The sequence below is a fragment of the Persicitalea jodogahamensis genome (assembly GCF_014651615.1).
GTDB lineage: Bacteria > Bacteroidota > Bacteroidia > Cytophagales > Spirosomataceae > Persicitalea > Persicitalea jodogahamensis.
This window is the reverse complement of the sequence record NZ_BMXF01000005.1, coordinates 12,227-29,595: the sequence shown is the minus strand read 5'-3', so window position 1 is coordinate 29,595 and position 17,369 is coordinate 12,227. Positions and strand designations below refer to the sequence as shown.

13 protein-coding genes are annotated in these 17,369 nt (G+C 49.9%); 10 read left to right on the top strand and 3 right to left on the bottom strand.

Annotation, left to right across the window (positions count from 1 at the left end):
* Nucleotides 1-33: 33 nt before the first annotated feature.
* The 3 genes from IE117_RS21405 to IE117_RS21400 form a co-directional block, all read right to left on the bottom strand.
* Nucleotides 34-1,203, bottom strand: coding sequence for an MFS transporter (locus IE117_RS21405; protein WP_189567082.1), 1,170 nt, complete (start codon nt 1,201-1,203; stop codon nt 34-36).
* Between the two features lie 46 nt (nt 1,204-1,249).
* Complete coding sequence (locus tag IE117_RS26440; RefSeq protein ID WP_262893119.1) at nt 1,250-1,378, bottom strand: hypothetical protein; 129 nt, start codon at nt 1,376-1,378, stop codon at nt 1,250-1,252.
* 146 nt (nt 1,379-1,524) lie between these two features.
* Nucleotides 1,525-3,087, bottom strand: coding sequence for a type III PLP-dependent enzyme domain-containing protein (locus IE117_RS21400; protein WP_189567080.1), 1,563 nt, complete (start codon nt 3,085-3,087; stop codon nt 1,525-1,527).
* Between the two features lie 527 nt (nt 3,088-3,614).
* Here IE117_RS21400 and IE117_RS21395 point away from each other — a divergent pair.
* The 10 genes from IE117_RS21395 (at nt 3,615) to IE117_RS21350 (ending at nt 17,360) form a co-directional block, all read left to right on the top strand.
* Entirely contained in the window at nt 3,615-4,235 is a 621-nt protein-coding gene (locus IE117_RS21395; protein WP_189567078.1) for a TetR/AcrR family transcriptional regulator, read from the top strand.
* Nucleotides 4,232-5,587, top strand: coding sequence for a TolC family protein (locus IE117_RS21390; RefSeq protein WP_189567070.1), 1,356 nt, complete (start codon nt 4,232-4,234; stop codon nt 5,585-5,587). The genes IE117_RS21395 and IE117_RS21390 overlap by 4 nt, the downstream gene beginning before the upstream one ends.
* Nucleotides 5,588-5,762: 175 nt before the next feature.
* Complete coding sequence (locus IE117_RS21385) at nt 5,763-6,899, top strand: efflux RND transporter periplasmic adaptor subunit (protein WP_189567068.1); 1,137 nt, start codon at nt 5,763-5,765, stop codon at nt 6,897-6,899.
* Between the two features lie 155 nt (nt 6,900-7,054).
* Nucleotides 7,055-10,513 (top strand): efflux RND transporter permease subunit, encoded by a 3,459-nt coding sequence (locus tag IE117_RS21380; protein ID WP_189567066.1) that lies wholly within the window; start codon nt 7,055-7,057, stop codon nt 10,511-10,513.
* 141 nt (nt 10,514-10,654) lie between these two features.
* Nucleotides 10,655-10,828: a hypothetical protein gene (locus IE117_RS21375; protein ID WP_189567064.1), complete on the top strand. Its 174-nt coding sequence runs from the start codon at nt 10,655-10,657 to the stop codon at nt 10,826-10,828.
* On the top strand, nt 10,815-11,192 hold the full coding sequence (locus IE117_RS21370; protein ID WP_189567062.1) for a type II toxin-antitoxin system VapC family toxin: 378 nt from the start codon (nt 10,815-10,817) through the stop codon (nt 11,190-11,192). The genes IE117_RS21375 and IE117_RS21370 overlap by 14 nt, the downstream gene beginning before the upstream one ends.
* Nucleotides 11,193-11,394: 202 nt before the next feature.
* Nucleotides 11,395-12,114, top strand: a complete 720-nt coding sequence (locus tag IE117_RS21365) for an endonuclease III domain-containing protein (RefSeq protein ID WP_189567060.1) — start codon at nt 11,395-11,397, stop codon at nt 12,112-12,114.
* Nucleotides 12,115-12,173: 59 nt separating this feature from the next.
* Nucleotides 12,174-13,052: a DUF4007 family protein gene (locus tag IE117_RS21360; RefSeq protein WP_189567058.1), complete on the top strand. Its 879-nt coding sequence runs from the start codon at nt 12,174-12,176 to the stop codon at nt 13,050-13,052.
* On the top strand, nt 13,039-16,257 hold the full coding sequence (locus IE117_RS21355; protein ID WP_189567056.1) for a hypothetical protein: 3,219 nt from the start codon (nt 13,039-13,041) through the stop codon (nt 16,255-16,257). The genes IE117_RS21360 and IE117_RS21355 overlap by 14 nt, the downstream gene beginning before the upstream one ends.
* On the top strand, nt 16,254-17,360 hold the full coding sequence (locus IE117_RS21350) for a phosphoadenosine phosphosulfate reductase family protein (protein ID WP_189567048.1): 1,107 nt from the start codon (nt 16,254-16,256) through the stop codon (nt 17,358-17,360). Before IE117_RS21355 ends, IE117_RS21350 begins: the two co-directional genes overlap by 4 nt.
* Nucleotides 17,361-17,369 lie beyond the last annotated feature (9 nt).

The following is a 17,369-nucleotide window of genomic DNA, read 5'->3' as shown; positions in this document are numbered from 1 at the left end:
TTGGTCGGAGTTCACTCCATGAAAATCTGTGACCTACGGCTTTGCCAGCTTAGTGACCGTCGCCTTTACCCGAAAGGTCAAATATAAATACAGACTTAGCGCTACCACCGCCACTTCAAAAGCCAGCAGGCCATTTACCAGGCCAAAGGCGTCGGCCAGGTACCCTACGCCAATGGCCGGGATGCCGAAGCCGACGTAGCCCGTGAACATATAACCCGCCACGGCTCGCGCCCTTTGGGTGCCGCCCAGTTGCGAAATCAGAGCCAGCCCACCCTGGTAGCTGAAACCGTAGGCGGCGGAGCCAATAATGGCCGTTCCCAACAGAATCACAAAAATATTGGTCAGGTAACTTCCCAAAACTACCAGCCCCATGCCTACGGGCATCAACCCGAAGCCAATGCGCAGCGAGGTAGCGGGTTGGAAATTGCGCCGCACCCAGGGCTGCAGAAATGCGCCGGTCCAGTTGACCAGCACCAGGCAGAATCCGGCATAAGCCGTGTAGCCAAACGTCGCCAACTGACTCGGTAGCACAGCAATGACAATACCCCCCGCCGCCCAGCAAATAGCAATGGAAAGGTTGATCGGCCAGCAGCCTTCGGGAAAATACGGCAGGCGAAGTACCTTGCCACCAATCGGTTTCAGATTCGGCAATGAAAATGCCGCCACCAAGCCGACAGCAGTGAGGGCAATGACAAAATAATACGTGACCGGACGAAGCGTAAAGAAAAACAGCAGCGCGATGGCTGTAATGAACGCTCCCCCGCTAAACCCAAAAGCGGTGGACAGCGACGCGCCGTTGGCCGCCCGAACTGCCGCGTTGGGATCAGGATGCAGGTACTCGGCCAGGTAGGCGGTACCCGTTCCCATGCTCAGTCCCAGCGCGACACCCTGAAACAAACGACAAAATCCCAGCGCATGGACGTTGGGATAAATGGTAATCAGCACATCGGCGGCGAGGGCAAAAAACAGGCTGAGCAGCAGAATGGGTTTTCGCCCGACGACATCGGACACGCCGCCCAGGAAGACGTAGCAGGGCAGCATTCCCAGGATGTAAGCCGCCAGTACCAGGGCCGTTTGCCCATTGTTGTAGCCCGCTGCTGCTGCGTAGGGCCGAAACAGCGGCATCGATACGTTGACCGCCAGCGTAATCAGGAACAGGCAAAAGGGAATGAGAAAATCTGGGCGTGAAAGCTTAGCTTTCATTCAAGGGAGAAAAGAAGGAAAGGATGAGAGCAGGAAAGATTGCTCTCTAAACCCGCTGCGCGGCGGGCTGCTCGGCTACGGGCTGGCTGGAGCCATAGGCAGGGCATTGCTTGCGGGTGCAGGAGGTGGCAAAAAGCATGCCTCCTAAGACAGCAAGGGCGAATAATCTTTTCATTAGTATCAAATAAGTTAGTTGAAAGTCAGGGACCTTGTTCCTACCAGAACAAATACTGTACCGAAAGTGTGGGCAGGCTTCGGCTTAAAAATAAAAAACGGCAGCAGGCTTATAACGAACAAATTACGTGTTGCTTATGCCGGCTATTAGTTTTTCGCCCCGGCCAGTTCGGTTTCTTCCGTTTTCTTGGCGGGTTTGGGTTTGCTCGGGGCAATGGCTTCCGACACGCCATTTTTCGATTTGCCGTTTTTGTCTTCGGTAGAAGTTTCGTTGTCATCGTCGTCCGCAGGTGGCAGTGGCTGCACGTAGGACTCGTCGCGGAAGCCCAGGATACGCAGCATACTTTCGCTGTCCTGCTCGTTGGCAAAAACGCGGGTCGTGATCTGGCCTTCGGGGTCGCGATCCACGAGCACGTGCTTGGGGGCCGGAATCAGGCAGTGTTGAATGCCGCCATAGCCGCCCAGCGACTCCTGGTAGGCACCCGTATGGAAAAATCCGATGTACTGCGTTTCGTCGTCGCCGATGATGGGCATGTACAGGTCGGAGCTGTGCATTTCGCTGTTATAGAAGTCCTGCGAGTCGCAGGTTAGGCCGCCGAGGTTGACTTTCTGGTACGGATTGTCCCAGTTATTGATCGGCAGCATGATGTACTTCTGGTTCATCCCCCAGGAATCGGGCAGTTGGGTGATGAACGAGCCATCAATCATGTACCATAGCTCCTTATCATTCTGGAGTTTCTTGTCGATGACTTTGTAAATCACCGCGCCACTCTCACCGACGGTGTAGCTGCCGAACTCCGTAAAGATGTGCGGAACGGGAACGTTGTTCTTGTTGCAAATCCACTGAATGTTTTCGATGATTTCATCGATCATCTGCTGGTAGTCGAAGCCAGCCTGCAAAGAAGTCTGGATGGGCAATCCACCGCCAATATCGATGGAATCGAGATCAGGGCACATCTTCTGCATCTCGCAGTACTTGAACATAAAGCGCGTCAGCTCGCTCCAGTAATACGCGCTGTCTTTAATGCCCGAATTGATGAAGAAGTGCAGCATCTTCAGCTTGAAGCGCGGATTCGACTCGATCTTTTCCTTATATAGCTGATTGACGTCGTTGTACCGGATGCCCAGACGTGAAGTATAAAACGCAAAATTAGGCTCCTCGTCGGTCGCGATGCGAATACCGAAACTTACCGATTCAGCCGTAGTGGAATTTTCGTAGGCCTCGATTTCCTTCAGATTGTCCAGGATCGGGATGGCGTTGAAACCTTCATTGATCAACTCACTGAGGTATTGCGTATAAAGCGGACGCTTAAAACCGTTGGCCAGAATAAAAGTGGACTTACTGATCTTGCCCCGACGGTACAGCTCCCGGATAATAGGAACATCGAACGAAGATGAGGTTTCGAGGTGAATGTTATGCTTGAGCGCCTCTTCCAGAATGAAGCTGAAATGCGACGACTTTGTGCAATAGCAGTAGGTGTAATTGCCCTTATAATTGAAACGCTTGATAGAATTACGGAAAAACATTCGCGCGTTTTCAATGTGTTCGCCAATCTTAGGCAGGTAGTTCAGTTTCAGGGGCGTACCGTGTTCCTCGATGATATCCATCAGGGGTACATTGTTGAACAGCAGTTCGTTGTCCTCATTGACGTGGAATTCCATCGTCGGAAACTCAAAAGTTTGCTGAATCAGGTCAATGTAGCTTTTCATTCTTCTGTGTGGGGCAAAAAGTGATTAAATGGCTGATGGTGAACAACGCTAGCGGGCCGCAAAATTGCCCAAAACGTGCGCTTTTTCCAAACGAAATCCATCCCTAAATCATTCCGGCCATACCACTCCATCCCGAATTTTACCGGTTTCATCCTCCGAACAGCCTCATTTATACATTTTTGATTGCGGTGCGGAGTGGCCCTGTATACATTTGAGAGCGTGAATTCAGTCATATGCCATTTTACAGTACAGTCTGCTGGGGCATGCAATATTATCTTTATATAATACAAATTATATTTTTGTTAAATTTTTATTGAACAAGCACTTACAGAATTAGTAGTGTGTTATTACAAAACTCGAAGTTTCGGCTGCTTTGTCTTAATGATCTAGCAGGTAGATATTTACTCTTTTTCATGTCGTTCCGATTGGAAGTACCGGGTAATGGATTTATAAAAAATTAGCCAGAAACTAAGAATCTTTTCAAAGTTTCCTTAGTTTTTCTCCTTGGAAAACTACAACTTTGCGGCGTGAAAGAGAGGATACTGAAAGCAGCGGTCGATTTGTTTTGGCGCTATGGCGTCAAAAGCGTCACGATGGACGACATAGCCAAGGAGCTGGGCATTTCGAAGAAGACGATTTATCAGCAGTTCAACGACAAGGATGCCATCGTGAAGGAGGTCGTGGAACGTGAGCTGGATTGCGAACAAACCGACATTGATCGGCTGGAAGCCGAGGCCAGCGACCCGATTGAGGAAGTGATGCGGACTTCGGATTATATCCGGGCGAGTTTCGCCACAGTCAGTCCGGTACTATTGAACGACCTGAAAAAGTACCACCCAAAAGCCTGGGCTTTGTTCCAGAAACATAAACATGAGCACATCATCCAGGGGATCAGCGGCAATCTGCGACGCGGCATGGAGGCGGGACTTTACCGCAGCGACATCAATGTGGATGTGCTGGCCCGAATGCGGGTAGAGCAAATCGAGATGGCCTTCGACCCGGCCATTTTTCCGCCTCAGAAGTTTGCCATCATTGAGGTGCACGTCCAGCTTATCCACCATTTCCTGCGCGGCATCCTGACCGACCAGGGATTTGAAGTTTACAACAATTACGCAGAAAAATCAGTACTAGAAGCCAATCAAAAATGAAACGAATACTATTCACCCACGTAGTCGGACTATTGACTCTGGTTGGGTTGCTGGCGGTCGATCCGGCCCAGGCCCAAACACCCTACACCCTCGAAGCGGCTGTTGATTACGCAATCAAGAATAACCTCAACATTAAGAATACCCAGCTCGACTCTAAATCCGCCGAGTCAAGAATCGGGGAAATCAGAGCGGCGGGGTTGCCGCAGGTCAGCGCTACTGCCGGATTAATAGATAACCTCATTATTCAGACAGCGTTTTTACCAGCCTTTATTGGCGGTGGCTCGCCCGATGACCCTCCGGTGGCAGTTCAGTTCGGAGTAAAGTACCAAAGCAACGTGTCGGCTACTCTCAATCAATTGATTTTTAGTGGTTCTTATATTGTAGGGCTTAGGGCGGCGGCGACTTACCGTGAACTCGCGAAGAAAAATGTTACCCAGTCGAAGGTAACCGTAGCCGAAGCTGTTACCAAGGCCTACTACTCGGCGCAGGTAGCCGTGGAGCGGGCCAAGGTACTTGACCTCAATATCGAGCGCCTTGACACGCTGATGCGCGACACGCGGGCTACTTTCGAGGCTGGTTTTGTGGAAAAGATAGATGTAGACCGTCTGGAGGTGCAGTTGAACAACCTGAAAACGGAGCGTCAAAACGTGCAAAATCTGATTGAGTTGAGTTATACTTTGCTCAAGTTCCAGATGGGAATGCCGCTGACCGACCAGATTGTTTTGACCGATATTGTGGACGAAAGCGACGCTAACAGTTTGCCCGCTCCCATCAGCAATGCTGTGGATTACAGCAAGCGCATTGAATATTCGCTGTTGAACACACAGGGAGAGTTGGCCGAACTTGACATCAAGCGAATTCGCTCGGGTTATTTACCCACAGCATCGGCTTTCGCATCTTACGGATACAATAGCGGCCGTAATAATTTTGGCGAAATATTTAGTCAGAAATGGTTCAACAATTCTGCTATTGGTCTGAACATTCAGATCCCGATTTTTGACGGCCTGACCAAAAAGTACCAATTGCAGCAAGCTCAGATTACCTCCGATAAAGTGAAAGTAGGCCGTGATCTGCTCACGCAGTCCATTGACCTTCAGGTACAGCAGGCTAACATTACACTGACTAATTCTTTACAAACCCTCGAAACGCAGCAGCGCAATGTGGATCTGGCCGAAGAGGTAGTAAGAGTTTCCAAAATCAAATACCAGGAAGGCGTCGGCTCCAACATTGAGGTTATCAACGCCGAGTCATCCCTTAAAGAAGCCCAAACCAACTACTTCGCCGCCCTCTACGACGTGTTGATCGCCAAGGTCGATCTGTCGAAAGCCAGGGGGGAGTTGTACGAGGAGTAGTTTCGGCGGTCGGCTATCGGCACGGGGCAGCCCGCGCTGTCGGCTTTTCAATGCGTATCAACCGGCAAATACTTAGCAAATGCTATGTATCACCAACAACACAGTACACAGTCCAGTATTTATCCAAGTAAAAAAGGCCGATGGCTGACAGCCGAAAGCCGATAGCCCTAAAACAATGAAAACAAACAACATATTAATTGCTGCGGTTACTACTTTTCTGCTAATAGCTTGCGGCGGTGGAGAAGACAATAGTCTGGCCGGCAAACAGGCCGAACTGGCCAAGCTGAAAAGCGAGCAGAGCGAGTTGAATCAGAAAATTAAGGCATTGGAGACCGAAGTGGCCAAACTGGACACGACGAGCAAGCGCGAGGACCGCGCCAAAGCGGTGACGGTGTCGCCGGTACTGAGCCAAAACTTCCAGCATTACGTAGAAGTGCAGGGAACGGTAGACGCTAAGAACAGCGTGATGGTAAGCCCAAAGTCGGGTGGCGTATTGACTTCGGTGCTGGTAAAAGAAGGCGATTACGTGCGACAGGGTGCCACCATGGCACGCGTGGACAATAGCGTGATGAAGGAATCTATCGCTGAAGTACAAAACCAGCTGGCTCTTGCCAATACCGTATACGAGAAACAGGCCCGGCTGTGGGAGCAGAAAATCGGTACCGAAATTCAGTACCTGCAGGCGAAAAACAATAAGGAAGCGCTGGAAAAGAAAATCGCTACCCTGAACACCCAGCTCGGGCAGTCCAATATCGCCGCCCCGATAAGTGGTGTGGTGGACCAGGTTATTGCCAAGGTGGGTGAAATGGCCGCACCGGGTGCGCCTATCGCACGGGTCGTGAATCTGAGCAACCTGAAAATTGTGGCCAAAGTAGCCGATAGCTACGTAGCCAGCGTAAAGAAAGGTGATGAGGTGATCGTCAAATTTCCCGACCTCGACCAGGAATATAAGGCGCGCATCACTTTCGTGAGCACGACGGTCGATCCGTTGACACGGACGTTCCGCATCGAGGCTAACCTGCCTTCGAGCAATTCGCTCAAGCCCAATATGCTGGCGCAGGTACAGATTAACGATGCCACGAAAAAAGATGCGCTTGTCATTGACCAAAACCTGGTGCAAAGTACCGAGAATGGTACGGTAGTCTATGTAGCCGAAAACGAGGGCGGTAAGAAAGTTGCCAAATCAAGAACGGTAAAAACCGGCCTGAGCTATAATGGCCAAATCGAAATTCTGGCAGGTTTGAAAGCCGGCGACGAAATCATCACCCAGGGCTACCAGGAGGTGGCGGACGGGCAGGCGGTAATTTATTAAAGTCGGAATCGCGGGGTGACCCGTGCGGTGAATGTCGGACGGGGTCGCCCGGCGATGCCAGTACCTGGCATCTGGATTCACTAGGTCGGCTAATGCGAGTAAGCGAGGTTAGTATTCCGACATTCACTCATTCATTAATTCCCAAATAAGAATCCATGAAACAATCCGAAGATCATAAGTTAGACGATCATAAGACCCTGGGCTTCACCAACTGGTGCGTGGAGAACCGGACGACGATCTATATCTTCACTTTTATCATCACGCTGGCGGGGTTGCTGGTCTACAATACCCTGCCCAAGGAGCAGTTTCCTGATATCAAAATACCACAGGTGTACATTAACACGGTGTATTTTGGCACGGCTCCGATGGATGTGGAAAACACCATCAATAAACCGATCGAGAAGCAGTTGAAGTCCATTTCGGGCGTCAAGCGTATCAAATCCAACGCCTTGCAGGACGTATCGGTGATACTTGTGGAGTTCAACCCCGACGTAGATGTATCAGATGCTTTACAGCGGGTGCGCGATGCCCTCGACAAAGCCAAGCGCGACCTGCCGCAGCAGCTCGACTCAGGCCCTACGGCTCAGGACGTGAACTTCTCGGAGTTTCCGATCATGAACATCAACATCGCGGGCAATTACTCGCTGAAACAGCTCAAAGAGTACGCCGAGGATTTGCAGGATGCCATTGAGGCCATGCCCGAAATCAGCCGTGTGGATATCGTGGGTGCGTTGAACCGCGAGATTCAGATCAACGTGGATTTGCCCCGGATGCAGGCTGCCGGACTGTCGTTTTTTGATATTCAAACTGCCGTGCAGGGCGAAAACGTGAACGTCTCGGGCGGTGATTTGCCCGTAGACGGTGTGCGCCGGACACTGCGTGTAAAAGGCGAGTTTTCGGACGTGAGCCAGATCGCCGATCTGCGCCTGCGTACCAGCACCGGTGCGGTGTTGCGTCTCGGTGACGTGGCCGAGGTGCGCGACAACTTCGAGGAGCAACAAGACTTTGCCCGGCTTGACAACAAGCCTGTTATTACGCTGAACGTTATCAAGCGCGCCGGAGCTAACCTGATTGCAGCCTCCGACCGCATTGAGGAAACCATCGCCGACTACCAGGAAACGCGCTTCCCCCAGGGGCTGGATATTCTGATTACCGCCGACCAGTCGGAACGGACCAGAGCAGAGCTGCACGATCTGGTCAATACCGTAATTCTTGGTTTTATATTCGTAGTGCTGGTGCTAATGTTCTTCATGGGCGTGGGCGACGCTATTTTTGTCGGCCTGGCCGTGCCTCTGTCGGCTTTGGTAGCGTTCACACTGATGCCGATCATCGGGCCGATCGTCGGTACGGCTTTTACTCTGAATACTATCGTTCTCTTTGCCTTCCTGCTCGGAATCGGGCTAGTGGTAGATGACGCCATCGTGGTGATCGAGAATACTCACCGATTGTTTAACCAGCATAAAGACTGGACAATCAAACAGGCTGTAAAGGCAGCGGCGGGCGAGGTGTTCATTCCGGTACTTTCGGGTACACTCACCACCATTGCGCCTTTCTTCCCTCTGCTGTTCTGGCCCGGGATTGTGGGCGAATTCATGAAGTTCCTGCCCCTGACACTGATTTTGACGCTGATGTCATCATTATTCGTGGCTTACGTCATGAACCCCGTCTTTGCGGTGTCGTTCATGAAGCGGCATGATGAAAACAAGGAAGATCACGAAAAGCAGAGCTTCAAGGCGATTCGTCGGCCTATGATCGTGCTGGCGGCGGCGGCTTTGGTCGGGTACTTTGTAGACCGGGGCATCGGCAACTTCATTGTCTTCATTCTGGCCCTGTACGTATTCAATTATTATATCCTGACACCCAAAATTCTGGTGCCCTTTCAGGATCGTTTCCTGCCCGCTCTGAGCAACAACTACCGCAAAATTATCCGCTGGCTCATCGTAGGCTGGCGTCCGGTGGGGGCCATTGCGGCGAGTGTGGTGCTATTGGTCATTACTTTCGTGATCATGGGGATCGTGCAACCTAAGGTGATTTTCTTCCCCAGCGGCGACCCCGATTATGTGTATGTCTATAACAAACTACCTGTCGGCACCGATGCTACGGTGACGGATTCGGTTACGAAGGTGATTGAGGAAAAGGTATTCAACGTATTGGAGAAAGAGAGCGCCATGGGTATGGTCAACTCCGTGATTTCCAACGTTGGCAAAAACGCCGGCGACCCTACCAATCCTGATCGCTCGGCCACGCCGCACAAGTCGAAAGTAACGGTGGCTTTTGTTAAAAATGAACTACGCGACGGTCGTTCGACCGAGGAAATCCTGACCAAAATCCGCGACGGATTGACGGACATCCCGGGAGCTGAAATCTCGGTGGAACGTGAGCGGACGGGCCCGCCTACGGGTAAACCCATCTCCATCGAAATCCTGGGTGAAGATTTCGTTGAGTTGCAAAAACTGGAAAAGGAGGTACTACAGAAGGTGCAGGAGTCCGGTATTCAGGGCATCGACCAGCTTCGTACCGACCTGGTAACCAATAAGCCTGAAATCACGATCAACATTGATCGGAACAAGGCACAGCGTGAAGGCATTAGCTCCCAGCAAATTGCCCTGGCGGTGCGTACTGCCCTTTTCGGCACCGAGGTATCCAAGTTCCGCGACGCCGAAGACGAGTACCCGATTATGGTTCGTCTTAAAAAAGACGACCGCGACCAGATCGACCGTCTGCTGAGCATGAACATCGTTTATCGTGACATGGTGAGTGGAGGCGCGCTTCGTCAGGTACCTATTTCGTCAGTGGCCGACATCAACTACTCCACCACGTTCAGCCAGATCAACCGTAAAGATCAGGAACGTATCGTTACGCTGAGTTCGGATGTGCTGCCCGGCTACAATGCCAACGAAATCGTGGCCCAAATCCAGCAAGTAGTGGACAACATAGATGTACCCAACGGCTATACCGTCAAGATGGGAGGAGAACAGGAGGATCAGGAGGAATCCATGACGTTCCTCATCGGTGCGTTTGGTGCGGCTATCCTGCTGATTTACCTGATTCTGGCGACGCAGTTCAACTCCGTGGTGAAGCCGTTCATTATATTCTTCACGATCCTGCTCTCGCTGATCGGGGTGTTGCTGGGCTTCATGGCCTTCGGCAAAACGTTCTCTATCATCATGTCGGGCGTGGGCATTATTGCCCTGGCGGGGATCGTGGTGAAAAACGGTATCCTGCTCATCGAGTTCATCGACGAATTGCGGGAGCGTGGCTATCCGCTACGTGAGGCCATCATTGAGGGTGGGGCCATCCGGCTCACCCCCGTACTGCTGACCGCCTCAGCGGGGGTATTGGGCCTTATTCCGCTGGCTCTAGGCCTTACTATCGACTTCGTGAGCCTGTTCCGCGACTTTGACCCCAATGTCTTCATCGGTGGCGACAGTGCGGTGTTCTGGAACATTTTGGCCTGGACTATTATCTTTGGTCTGACCTTCTCGACTGTCCTGACGCTACTACTGGTACCCTGCATGTACTACGTCAACGAGCGGGTGCGGGAGAAGTGGTTTAACAAGAAAGTCGACCCCGAGCTGGAAGAAAAAAGAGAGTTGGCAACCGAAACGGTTTGATCTTCCGACTCAAGTACAACAAAGGAAGAAAAAAAGCGCCGGGTGGAATCATTTCCGCCCGGCGCTTTTTTGTGCGCTGACTGTAATTGCTTTCTTGTTCATTCTTAGGAAATAAGGTATTTTTGAAAAAACGAGAAGGATATGACCATAACCATCAATTCTGGCAAAAAAGCAAAGAGCCTCGCCGAGGCGATCGATAAGCTAAAAGAGAAACCCTCATCAAAGGCTTTCGATGCCTACAAGTATCTGGGAAAACTGAAAAAAGGAGTCGACGCGATCGATTATCAGCAAATGGCACGCGATGAGTGGAATTAAGCTGTTGGTTGACACCAATGTTTTCATCCGACTTTTTGAGGGTGATACCGAGGTAGCAGAATATTTGCAGGGAAAGCACATATTTGTTTCTATCATAACCGAAATGGAACTCTTGGGCTTTCACGGAATCTCTGAAAGCGACAAGCAGTTTTACAGGGCAGTGTTGGATGATTGTAGCTTGTTGGAGCTATCACAGCCCATCAGAGAGATTACCATTGCTCTGAAACAGCAACATAAAATCAGATTACCGGATGCCATCATTGCCGCAACCGCCGACTATTTGGGTATTCCGCTATTGACCTTTGACAAAGGTTTTTCAAAACTCAGCGAAATCGATGTTTTGCTTTTGGACTTCCGAAGCTGAGCAAATTTGATATAGTCAAGATAGCGGAAGCGGTTTAACCCTTAGACTCGCGGATAGCAAAGGAAGTATAAAAAGCGCCGGGTGGAATCATTTCCGCCCAGCGCTTTTTTGATTTTGAAGGCATTGGAACAATCTTTTTTTGATGTAGCCGGATTGCAGACAGTCATTATGGCTGCCGCTCCTTATTCCGACTGTTATCTACATGAATGCTTTGTCCGATTTAGCTACCAAAACTATTCAGGCCCACGAGCGGCTGAACGAACACTATGGCGTGCAGGAAATCTACGGCCGCGCCGACCCGATGCACGAGCTGATCGGTACCATCCTCTCGCATCGAACTACCCACGCCAACGAGGTGGCGGCTTACCGCAACATGCGGGAGCGTTTCCCGACCTGGGAGGCCGTCCGCGACGCCCCACTAGCTGACCTGACTGCTGCCATTCGCACCGCCACCTATCCCGAAGTTAAAGCCCCCTATATTCAGCAGGTACTTGCGCGTCTGATTGAGGAAAGGGGAGTCGCCAATATCGATTTCCTGCATGATTTCTCTACCGAAGATGCCATGCAGTGGCTGACTGACCTGCCGGGTGTCGGTCCCAAAACGGCGACTCTGTTATTGCTTTTCAATTTCAGGAAACCCGTTATGCCCGTCGATACGCACGTTCATCGCGTCACGCAACGGCTTGGCATAATTGGTCCGAAAGTAAGTGCCAATAAAGCGCACGATATTCTGCTGAGTTACCTGCCTGCCGACGCCAAGGTACTTTTCAACTTCCACAAGCATTTTTACTGGCACGGGCAGCGGGTGTGTACCTGGCACGAACCAAAGTGCAGCGAATGCGTGCTGCAATCGATGTGTGATTATTATCAGTCGGGTGGGACGGCGGTGCTGAGTAGTACGGCTGGGCGGAGGAAGGGGTGAGGGAAAACTACTTTGCCGGTTGTTTCAATCCTTTGTATTTTTGGAAAATTATCCCGCCCATGATTGAAACTCTTTCTCCTGTTAAATACACGTTCTCCGGACACGATACTTTCCATTGCCGCAGCCTTTGGTTGAAGAAAGGCTATGACTACCTGCTCCTTGACAAGAAATTCAGTGACGACGATGCGGTGGTAGTTTTGGGTGTGGGCAAGAACATGGTATCTGCGATTCGGTATTGGATGAAGGCTTTTGCACTTTCCGATTCTGACGACCAACCAACCGAATTGGCTCATTGGCTTTTTGATGATGAAAAAGGTTTCGATCCGTATTTGGAAGATGAAGGTACCCTGTGGCTACTGCATTTTCACTTGGTAGTCAACAACCACGCCTCGATCTATAATCTGATATTCAATACTTACCGCCGCTTAAAAATCGAATTCTCTGCTGAGGATTTTTTGAAATATATTGGGCGGCTGAGTAGCACTACCGCTCAATTGAATGTGAGCGATTCAACCGTCGGTTCCGATTTTGGCGTTTTTACCAAAATGTACTTGCGGCATACCGAAACCAAAAGCCGGGATGAAGGTTTTACTGGAATCCTGACTGACCTGAATATGTTGGGCTACAAGAAAGAGGGCAAACTGTTCTATATCGCCAACGCCGAGCGCCACGAACTTCCTGCCGAAATCCTGATGTATGGAATTTTAGTAGCTAACGAAGGCTCAAACTCTATCAGCTACCGAAGATTGGAAGAAGAAGCTAATCAGGTGGGTAGTGTTTTTGCGTTGAACCAGGAAGGACTTGTCAGCAAAATCGAGGCATTGGCCAACCATTACGAAGGCATTGTGTTCAGCGATCAGGCGGGGATCATGGAATTGCAATTCAAATCCACCTTTGCCCCCCACCAAGTGCTTTCCGACTACTATGCCAACGTATAAATACTCTACTTCTGTCAACATTGTCCGGGATGCTGATCGGGAACTGACTTACCACCCGACGCCCAACGCCCGGCGCGTCGTGGGGCAAATCGCCGCTGATTTTGAGAAAGGTCTGCGTTCGTTCAATATAATCGGTACCTACGGAACTGGAAAATCGTCCCTACTGTGGGCTTTTGAGAAAAGTGTTATTGGCAAGAAAGACTTTTTTAAAGTTGGCTTTCTGCCCAACCCGACGGTCGCGTTTATCAATATCGTTGGCGAATACCGTTCGATGCTCGATGTCTTTGTGGAAAAGCTGGAATTAGACGTTCACGAGAATACTGTTCAAAATGTCTGCTCCGACCTTTTTCATCGTTACAGTTCGTTAGGAAAGGAAAATGCTATCCTGTTCATTGTCATCGACGAGTTTGGTAAGTTCCTGGAACATGCTGCCCGCCACAATCCCGAGCAGGAACTGTACGTCATTCAGCAGCTGACGGAATTTGCCAATAATTCTGACCATAATATTTGCCTGATTACGAGCGTCCATCAAAACTTCGACGCCTACGCCCAAAACCTGTCGGACGCGCAACAGCAGGAGTGGCGGAAAGTAAAAGGGCGCTTTCGGGAAATTACCTTCAACGAGCCTGTTGAGCAATTACTGTATCTTGCCGCTGAGCATTTGGATGGCTCCGAAACTCGCACCTTGCCTGATTCGATCAGTGAAAGTGTGGACTTGGCCGTCAAGACCAAAGCTTTTCGGCTCGACAAAGCGGCTTCCCAGGAAATTGCCGCCAAGCTTTACCCGCTCGATTTGCTCTCCGGTGGGGTACTTGCGCTGTCGTTGCAGCGTTACGGGCAAAACGAACGCTCGCTTTTCTCGTTCTTGGAATCGACCGACTTCACGGGAATCGACAGCGTGAGTTTAAGTAGGGATAATCCTTTCTACAACCTAGCCAACGTTTACGATTACCTATTTTATAATTTTTACTCTTATCTCCAATCCAAGCACAACCACGACTATTTCAAGTGGGTCAGCATTCGCTCGGCTTTGGATGCTGTCGAGCGCAGTACCATTTCTAACGTGGAGGCGGGTAGCAAATTGGTCAAAACCATTGGGTTGTTGTCCATTTGGATTTCACGTGGTACTAACCTAGGAGAGGATTTTCTTACCAATTACGCCAAAACCTGCCTTGGGATATCCCAACCTGGTCTGCTAATTCAGGAACTGGAAGACCTTGGTGTCATTTTATATCGTGTCAGTAACGGTAGGTTCGTGTTATTTGAAGGCTCGGACTTGGATATTCAGTTGGCCCTGATTGAAGCCAAGACGCAGATTAGTGAAATAATAGATGTAGCCACAGCGCTCAAAAGTTATTTTGAATTTCCGCCAATTGAGGCTAATAAAAATTCCTACGAAACCGGAACGCCCCGGACTTTTGAGTACGTGATTTCTGACCACCCGGTCGATCTCGCCCTAACTGGCGAGATCGATGGTTATATCAACCTGATTTTCAACGGTCAGGTGGACTTAGAAAGTGTGAAGGAAGCATCGCGCCAACAGGAAGAAGCGATCTTGTACGGCTATTTCGAAGAAGCCGAAAAAATTAAGCAGGTAATGACCGACATCGCGAAAGCAGAACACGTCATTATAAAAAACGACCAGGACAAAGTCGCGGTAAGGGAATTACAGGAGATTATTGAAGATCACAAGAGGGAACTGACGCAACTCGTTTTCAATAGCTTCTACGGTGATAGCGTCACCTGGATTTTTCGGGGCGAAGTAGTGTACTTCCCGAGTGCGAAAGCTTTTCACAAGTACCTGTCTCAAATTTGCCAAACCGTTTATCCGGGCACGCCCGTTTTCAAAAACGAACTCGTTAACCGTCACAAGATTTCTGGTTCAATTCATGCGGCCAAGAGGATGTATTTGCAGGCCTTGGCTGACAATTGGAATTTAGACACGCTGGGCTTCGCCGAAGAGCGCTTTCCACCTGAAAAGACGATTTTCCTGACGTTGGTAAAGGAAAACGGCTTGATTCTTTCCAACCAAACGACCGATGCGTCAAATCGCATCGCGTCAGATTCTTCTTTCCAGGCGGTTTGGGCCGAATCGCGACGGTTTCTTGACGACAGCAAGCGTTCTCGTTTGCCTGTATCCGAGCTGGTAACAAGGCTTTCCGCGCGGCCTTTCAAACTCAAGCGTGGCCTCATTGATTTTTGGGTACCCACTTTCCTGTTTGCCAACCGAGACAGCTTTGCCTTGTTCAGCAATAACGGCTACGAACCTACACTTGCGGGAGACATCTTAGAGCTGATATCGAAATCTCCCGAGAAATACGAGATAAAAGCATTCGATCTGGATGGCATTAAGCTGATGCTATTCAACAAGTACCGGAGTTTTTTAAATCAGTCGGTTAAGGAGGATTTTGATAATCCCACTTTTATCGAAACGATCAAGCCATTTCTGGTTTTTTACCGCGACTTACCTGCCTACGCCAAGGAAACTAAGCGCCTGAGTCCAGAAGCCCTCGCTTTGCGCGAGACGATTGCGAGTTCGGTAGATCCTGAAAAAACGTTTTTTGAGGAGTTTCCTCTGGCACTCGGTTATTCGCTCGAAAGCTTGTACGCCACTCCAGAAAGTTCATCGGACTACGTGAAGCAGATGGAAGACGCCGTGCGGGAAATCCGTACCGCCTATAATGCGCTGATCGACCGTTTTGAGGCATTTATTCGCGACGAGTATGTTGGTAGCAATGTATCCTTTGAAGAATACAAGCAAAGCTTGCGGAGCCGCTACGCCAAGCTGGAAAAGCATCTGTTGCTGCCCAATCAAAAAACGTTCATCCAAAGGCTTGATTCTGCGCTCGACGACCGCGATGCCTGGCTCAATTCGATTGCGCAGGCGGTGATGGGCAAGGCACTCAATTCGTTCACTGACAAAGACGAAGTCGCGCTTTACCAGAAATTTAAGCGCCTGATTTTGGACTTGGATAGTTTGACCGCGATTTCTGAGGCCGACGTCGATACTGAAGCAGAAGACGTGGTAAGCTTAGAAATCAACACGTTCGTGGGCGGACTCATGAAGAAACTCGTGCGGCTACCCAAACAGAAACGCGAACAGGTTGCTAAAATTGAAGACAAATTGCGTACACAGTTGATTGGTGATGACTCTTTGGACATCGCGGCCCTCACCAATCTGCTAAACGAACTTCTGAAACGATGAGCAAAAAAGTAAGACATGTATTGGGTATTTCGGGGGGCAAGGATAGTGCGGCCCTTGCGATCTACATGAAAGATCGCTATCCCAACCTTGATATAGAGTACTACACCTGCGATACGGGCAAAGAACTGGATGAAACCTACCAATTGATCGACAACTTGGAGGTGTACCTGGGCAAGAAAATCCTAAGGTTACAGGGGGCTGAAAACAGCAATCTCGATCCATTTGACCATTTTCTGGAAATGTATGGTGGCTACCTGCCATCCTCCAACTCACGTTGGTGTACCAAAAAACTAAAACTAGAACCCTTCGAGAAATTCGTCGGCGACGATCCCGTCATATCCTACGTGGGGATTCGGGGTGACGAAGACCGGGAGGGATACATCTCCAAGAAAAGTACCATCCAATCTATTTTTCCGTTTCGGCAAAACATTTGGAGCGAGGACGTCATCGCCAAGGTACTTGCCAATACTACCATTCCATTTCTTGTAGAAAACCTGGCGCTGCAACCTTTCAGCATACGAGCTGAGCGATTTGAAGAGGTACTTGCCCAACCACTGTCTCCCTCCTTCACCAAGCCCCAAAAGCTGAAGCTACTACTCGATACGAATACCAGGCTGTTTAATCAATTAGCTTTTCAGTACCTGAAAACCACCAACTACCCCCTCGCGAATGAAGCCGAATTTCCACTGGTAGAAAACGACGAAATATTGGTACGGGACGACATTTTTAAGCTCTTGGAAGTGAGTGGTGTGGGGGTACCCGCCTATTACAAAAAGGTTGATTTTGGGGTAGAAGATCTAAAAAGTCAGTATTCTCGCAGCCGTTCGGGGTGCTATTTCTGTTTCTTCCAACAAAAAATCGAGTGGGTATGGCTTTACGAACAACATCCTGAACTGTACGCCAAAGCGATGGAATACGAGAAAGCCGGGTACTCGTGGGCGCAGGAAGAAACGTTGGAAGAGTTGATTCGCCCCGAGCGGATCAAGGCTATTAAGGAAGAGTTCATCAAACGTACCGAGCGGATGGCTGAGAAGCAGAAATCGCCTTATTTGCTGGATATTTTAGAGGCTGAGGGTGAAGGTTGTGCGGCTTGTTTCATTTAATCAGACTTA

What these genes read in the sequence shown, in the direction of transcription:
- IE117_RS21405 (WP_189567082.1), bottom strand. Translation starts at nt 1,203, where the DNA reads ATGAAAGCTAAGCTTTCACGCCCAGATTTTCTCATTCCCTTTTGCCTG.
- IE117_RS26440 (WP_262893119.1), bottom strand. Translation starts at nt 1,378, where the DNA reads ATGAAAAGATTATTCGCCCTTGCTGTCTTAGGAGGCATGCTTTTTGCC.
- IE117_RS21400 (WP_189567080.1), bottom strand. Translation starts at nt 3,087, where the DNA reads ATGAAAAGCTACATTGACCTGATTCAGCAAACTTTTGAGTTTCCGACG.
- IE117_RS21390 (WP_189567070.1), top strand. Translation starts at nt 4,232, where the DNA reads ATGAAACGAATACTATTCACCCACGTAGTCGGACTATTGACTCTGGTT.
- IE117_RS21385 (WP_189567068.1), top strand. Translation starts at nt 5,763, where the DNA reads ATGAAAACAAACAACATATTAATTGCTGCGGTTACTACTTTTCTGCTA.
- IE117_RS21380 (WP_189567066.1), top strand. Translation starts at nt 7,055, where the DNA reads ATGAAACAATCCGAAGATCATAAGTTAGACGATCATAAGACCCTGGGC.
- IE117_RS21375 (WP_189567064.1), top strand. Translation starts at nt 10,655, where the DNA reads ATGACCATAACCATCAATTCTGGCAAAAAAGCAAAGAGCCTCGCCGAG.
- IE117_RS21370 (WP_189567062.1), top strand. Translation starts at nt 10,815, where the DNA reads ATGAGTGGAATTAAGCTGTTGGTTGACACCAATGTTTTCATCCGACTT.
- IE117_RS21365 (WP_189567060.1), top strand. Translation starts at nt 11,395, where the DNA reads ATGAATGCTTTGTCCGATTTAGCTACCAAAACTATTCAGGCCCACGAG.
- IE117_RS21360 (WP_189567058.1), top strand. Translation starts at nt 12,174, where the DNA reads ATGATTGAAACTCTTTCTCCTGTTAAATACACGTTCTCCGGACACGAT.
- IE117_RS21355 (WP_189567056.1), top strand. Translation starts at nt 13,039, where the DNA reads ATGCCAACGTATAAATACTCTACTTCTGTCAACATTGTCCGGGATGCT.
- IE117_RS21350 (WP_189567048.1), top strand. Translation starts at nt 16,254, where the DNA reads ATGAGCAAAAAAGTAAGACATGTATTGGGTATTTCGGGGGGCAAGGAT.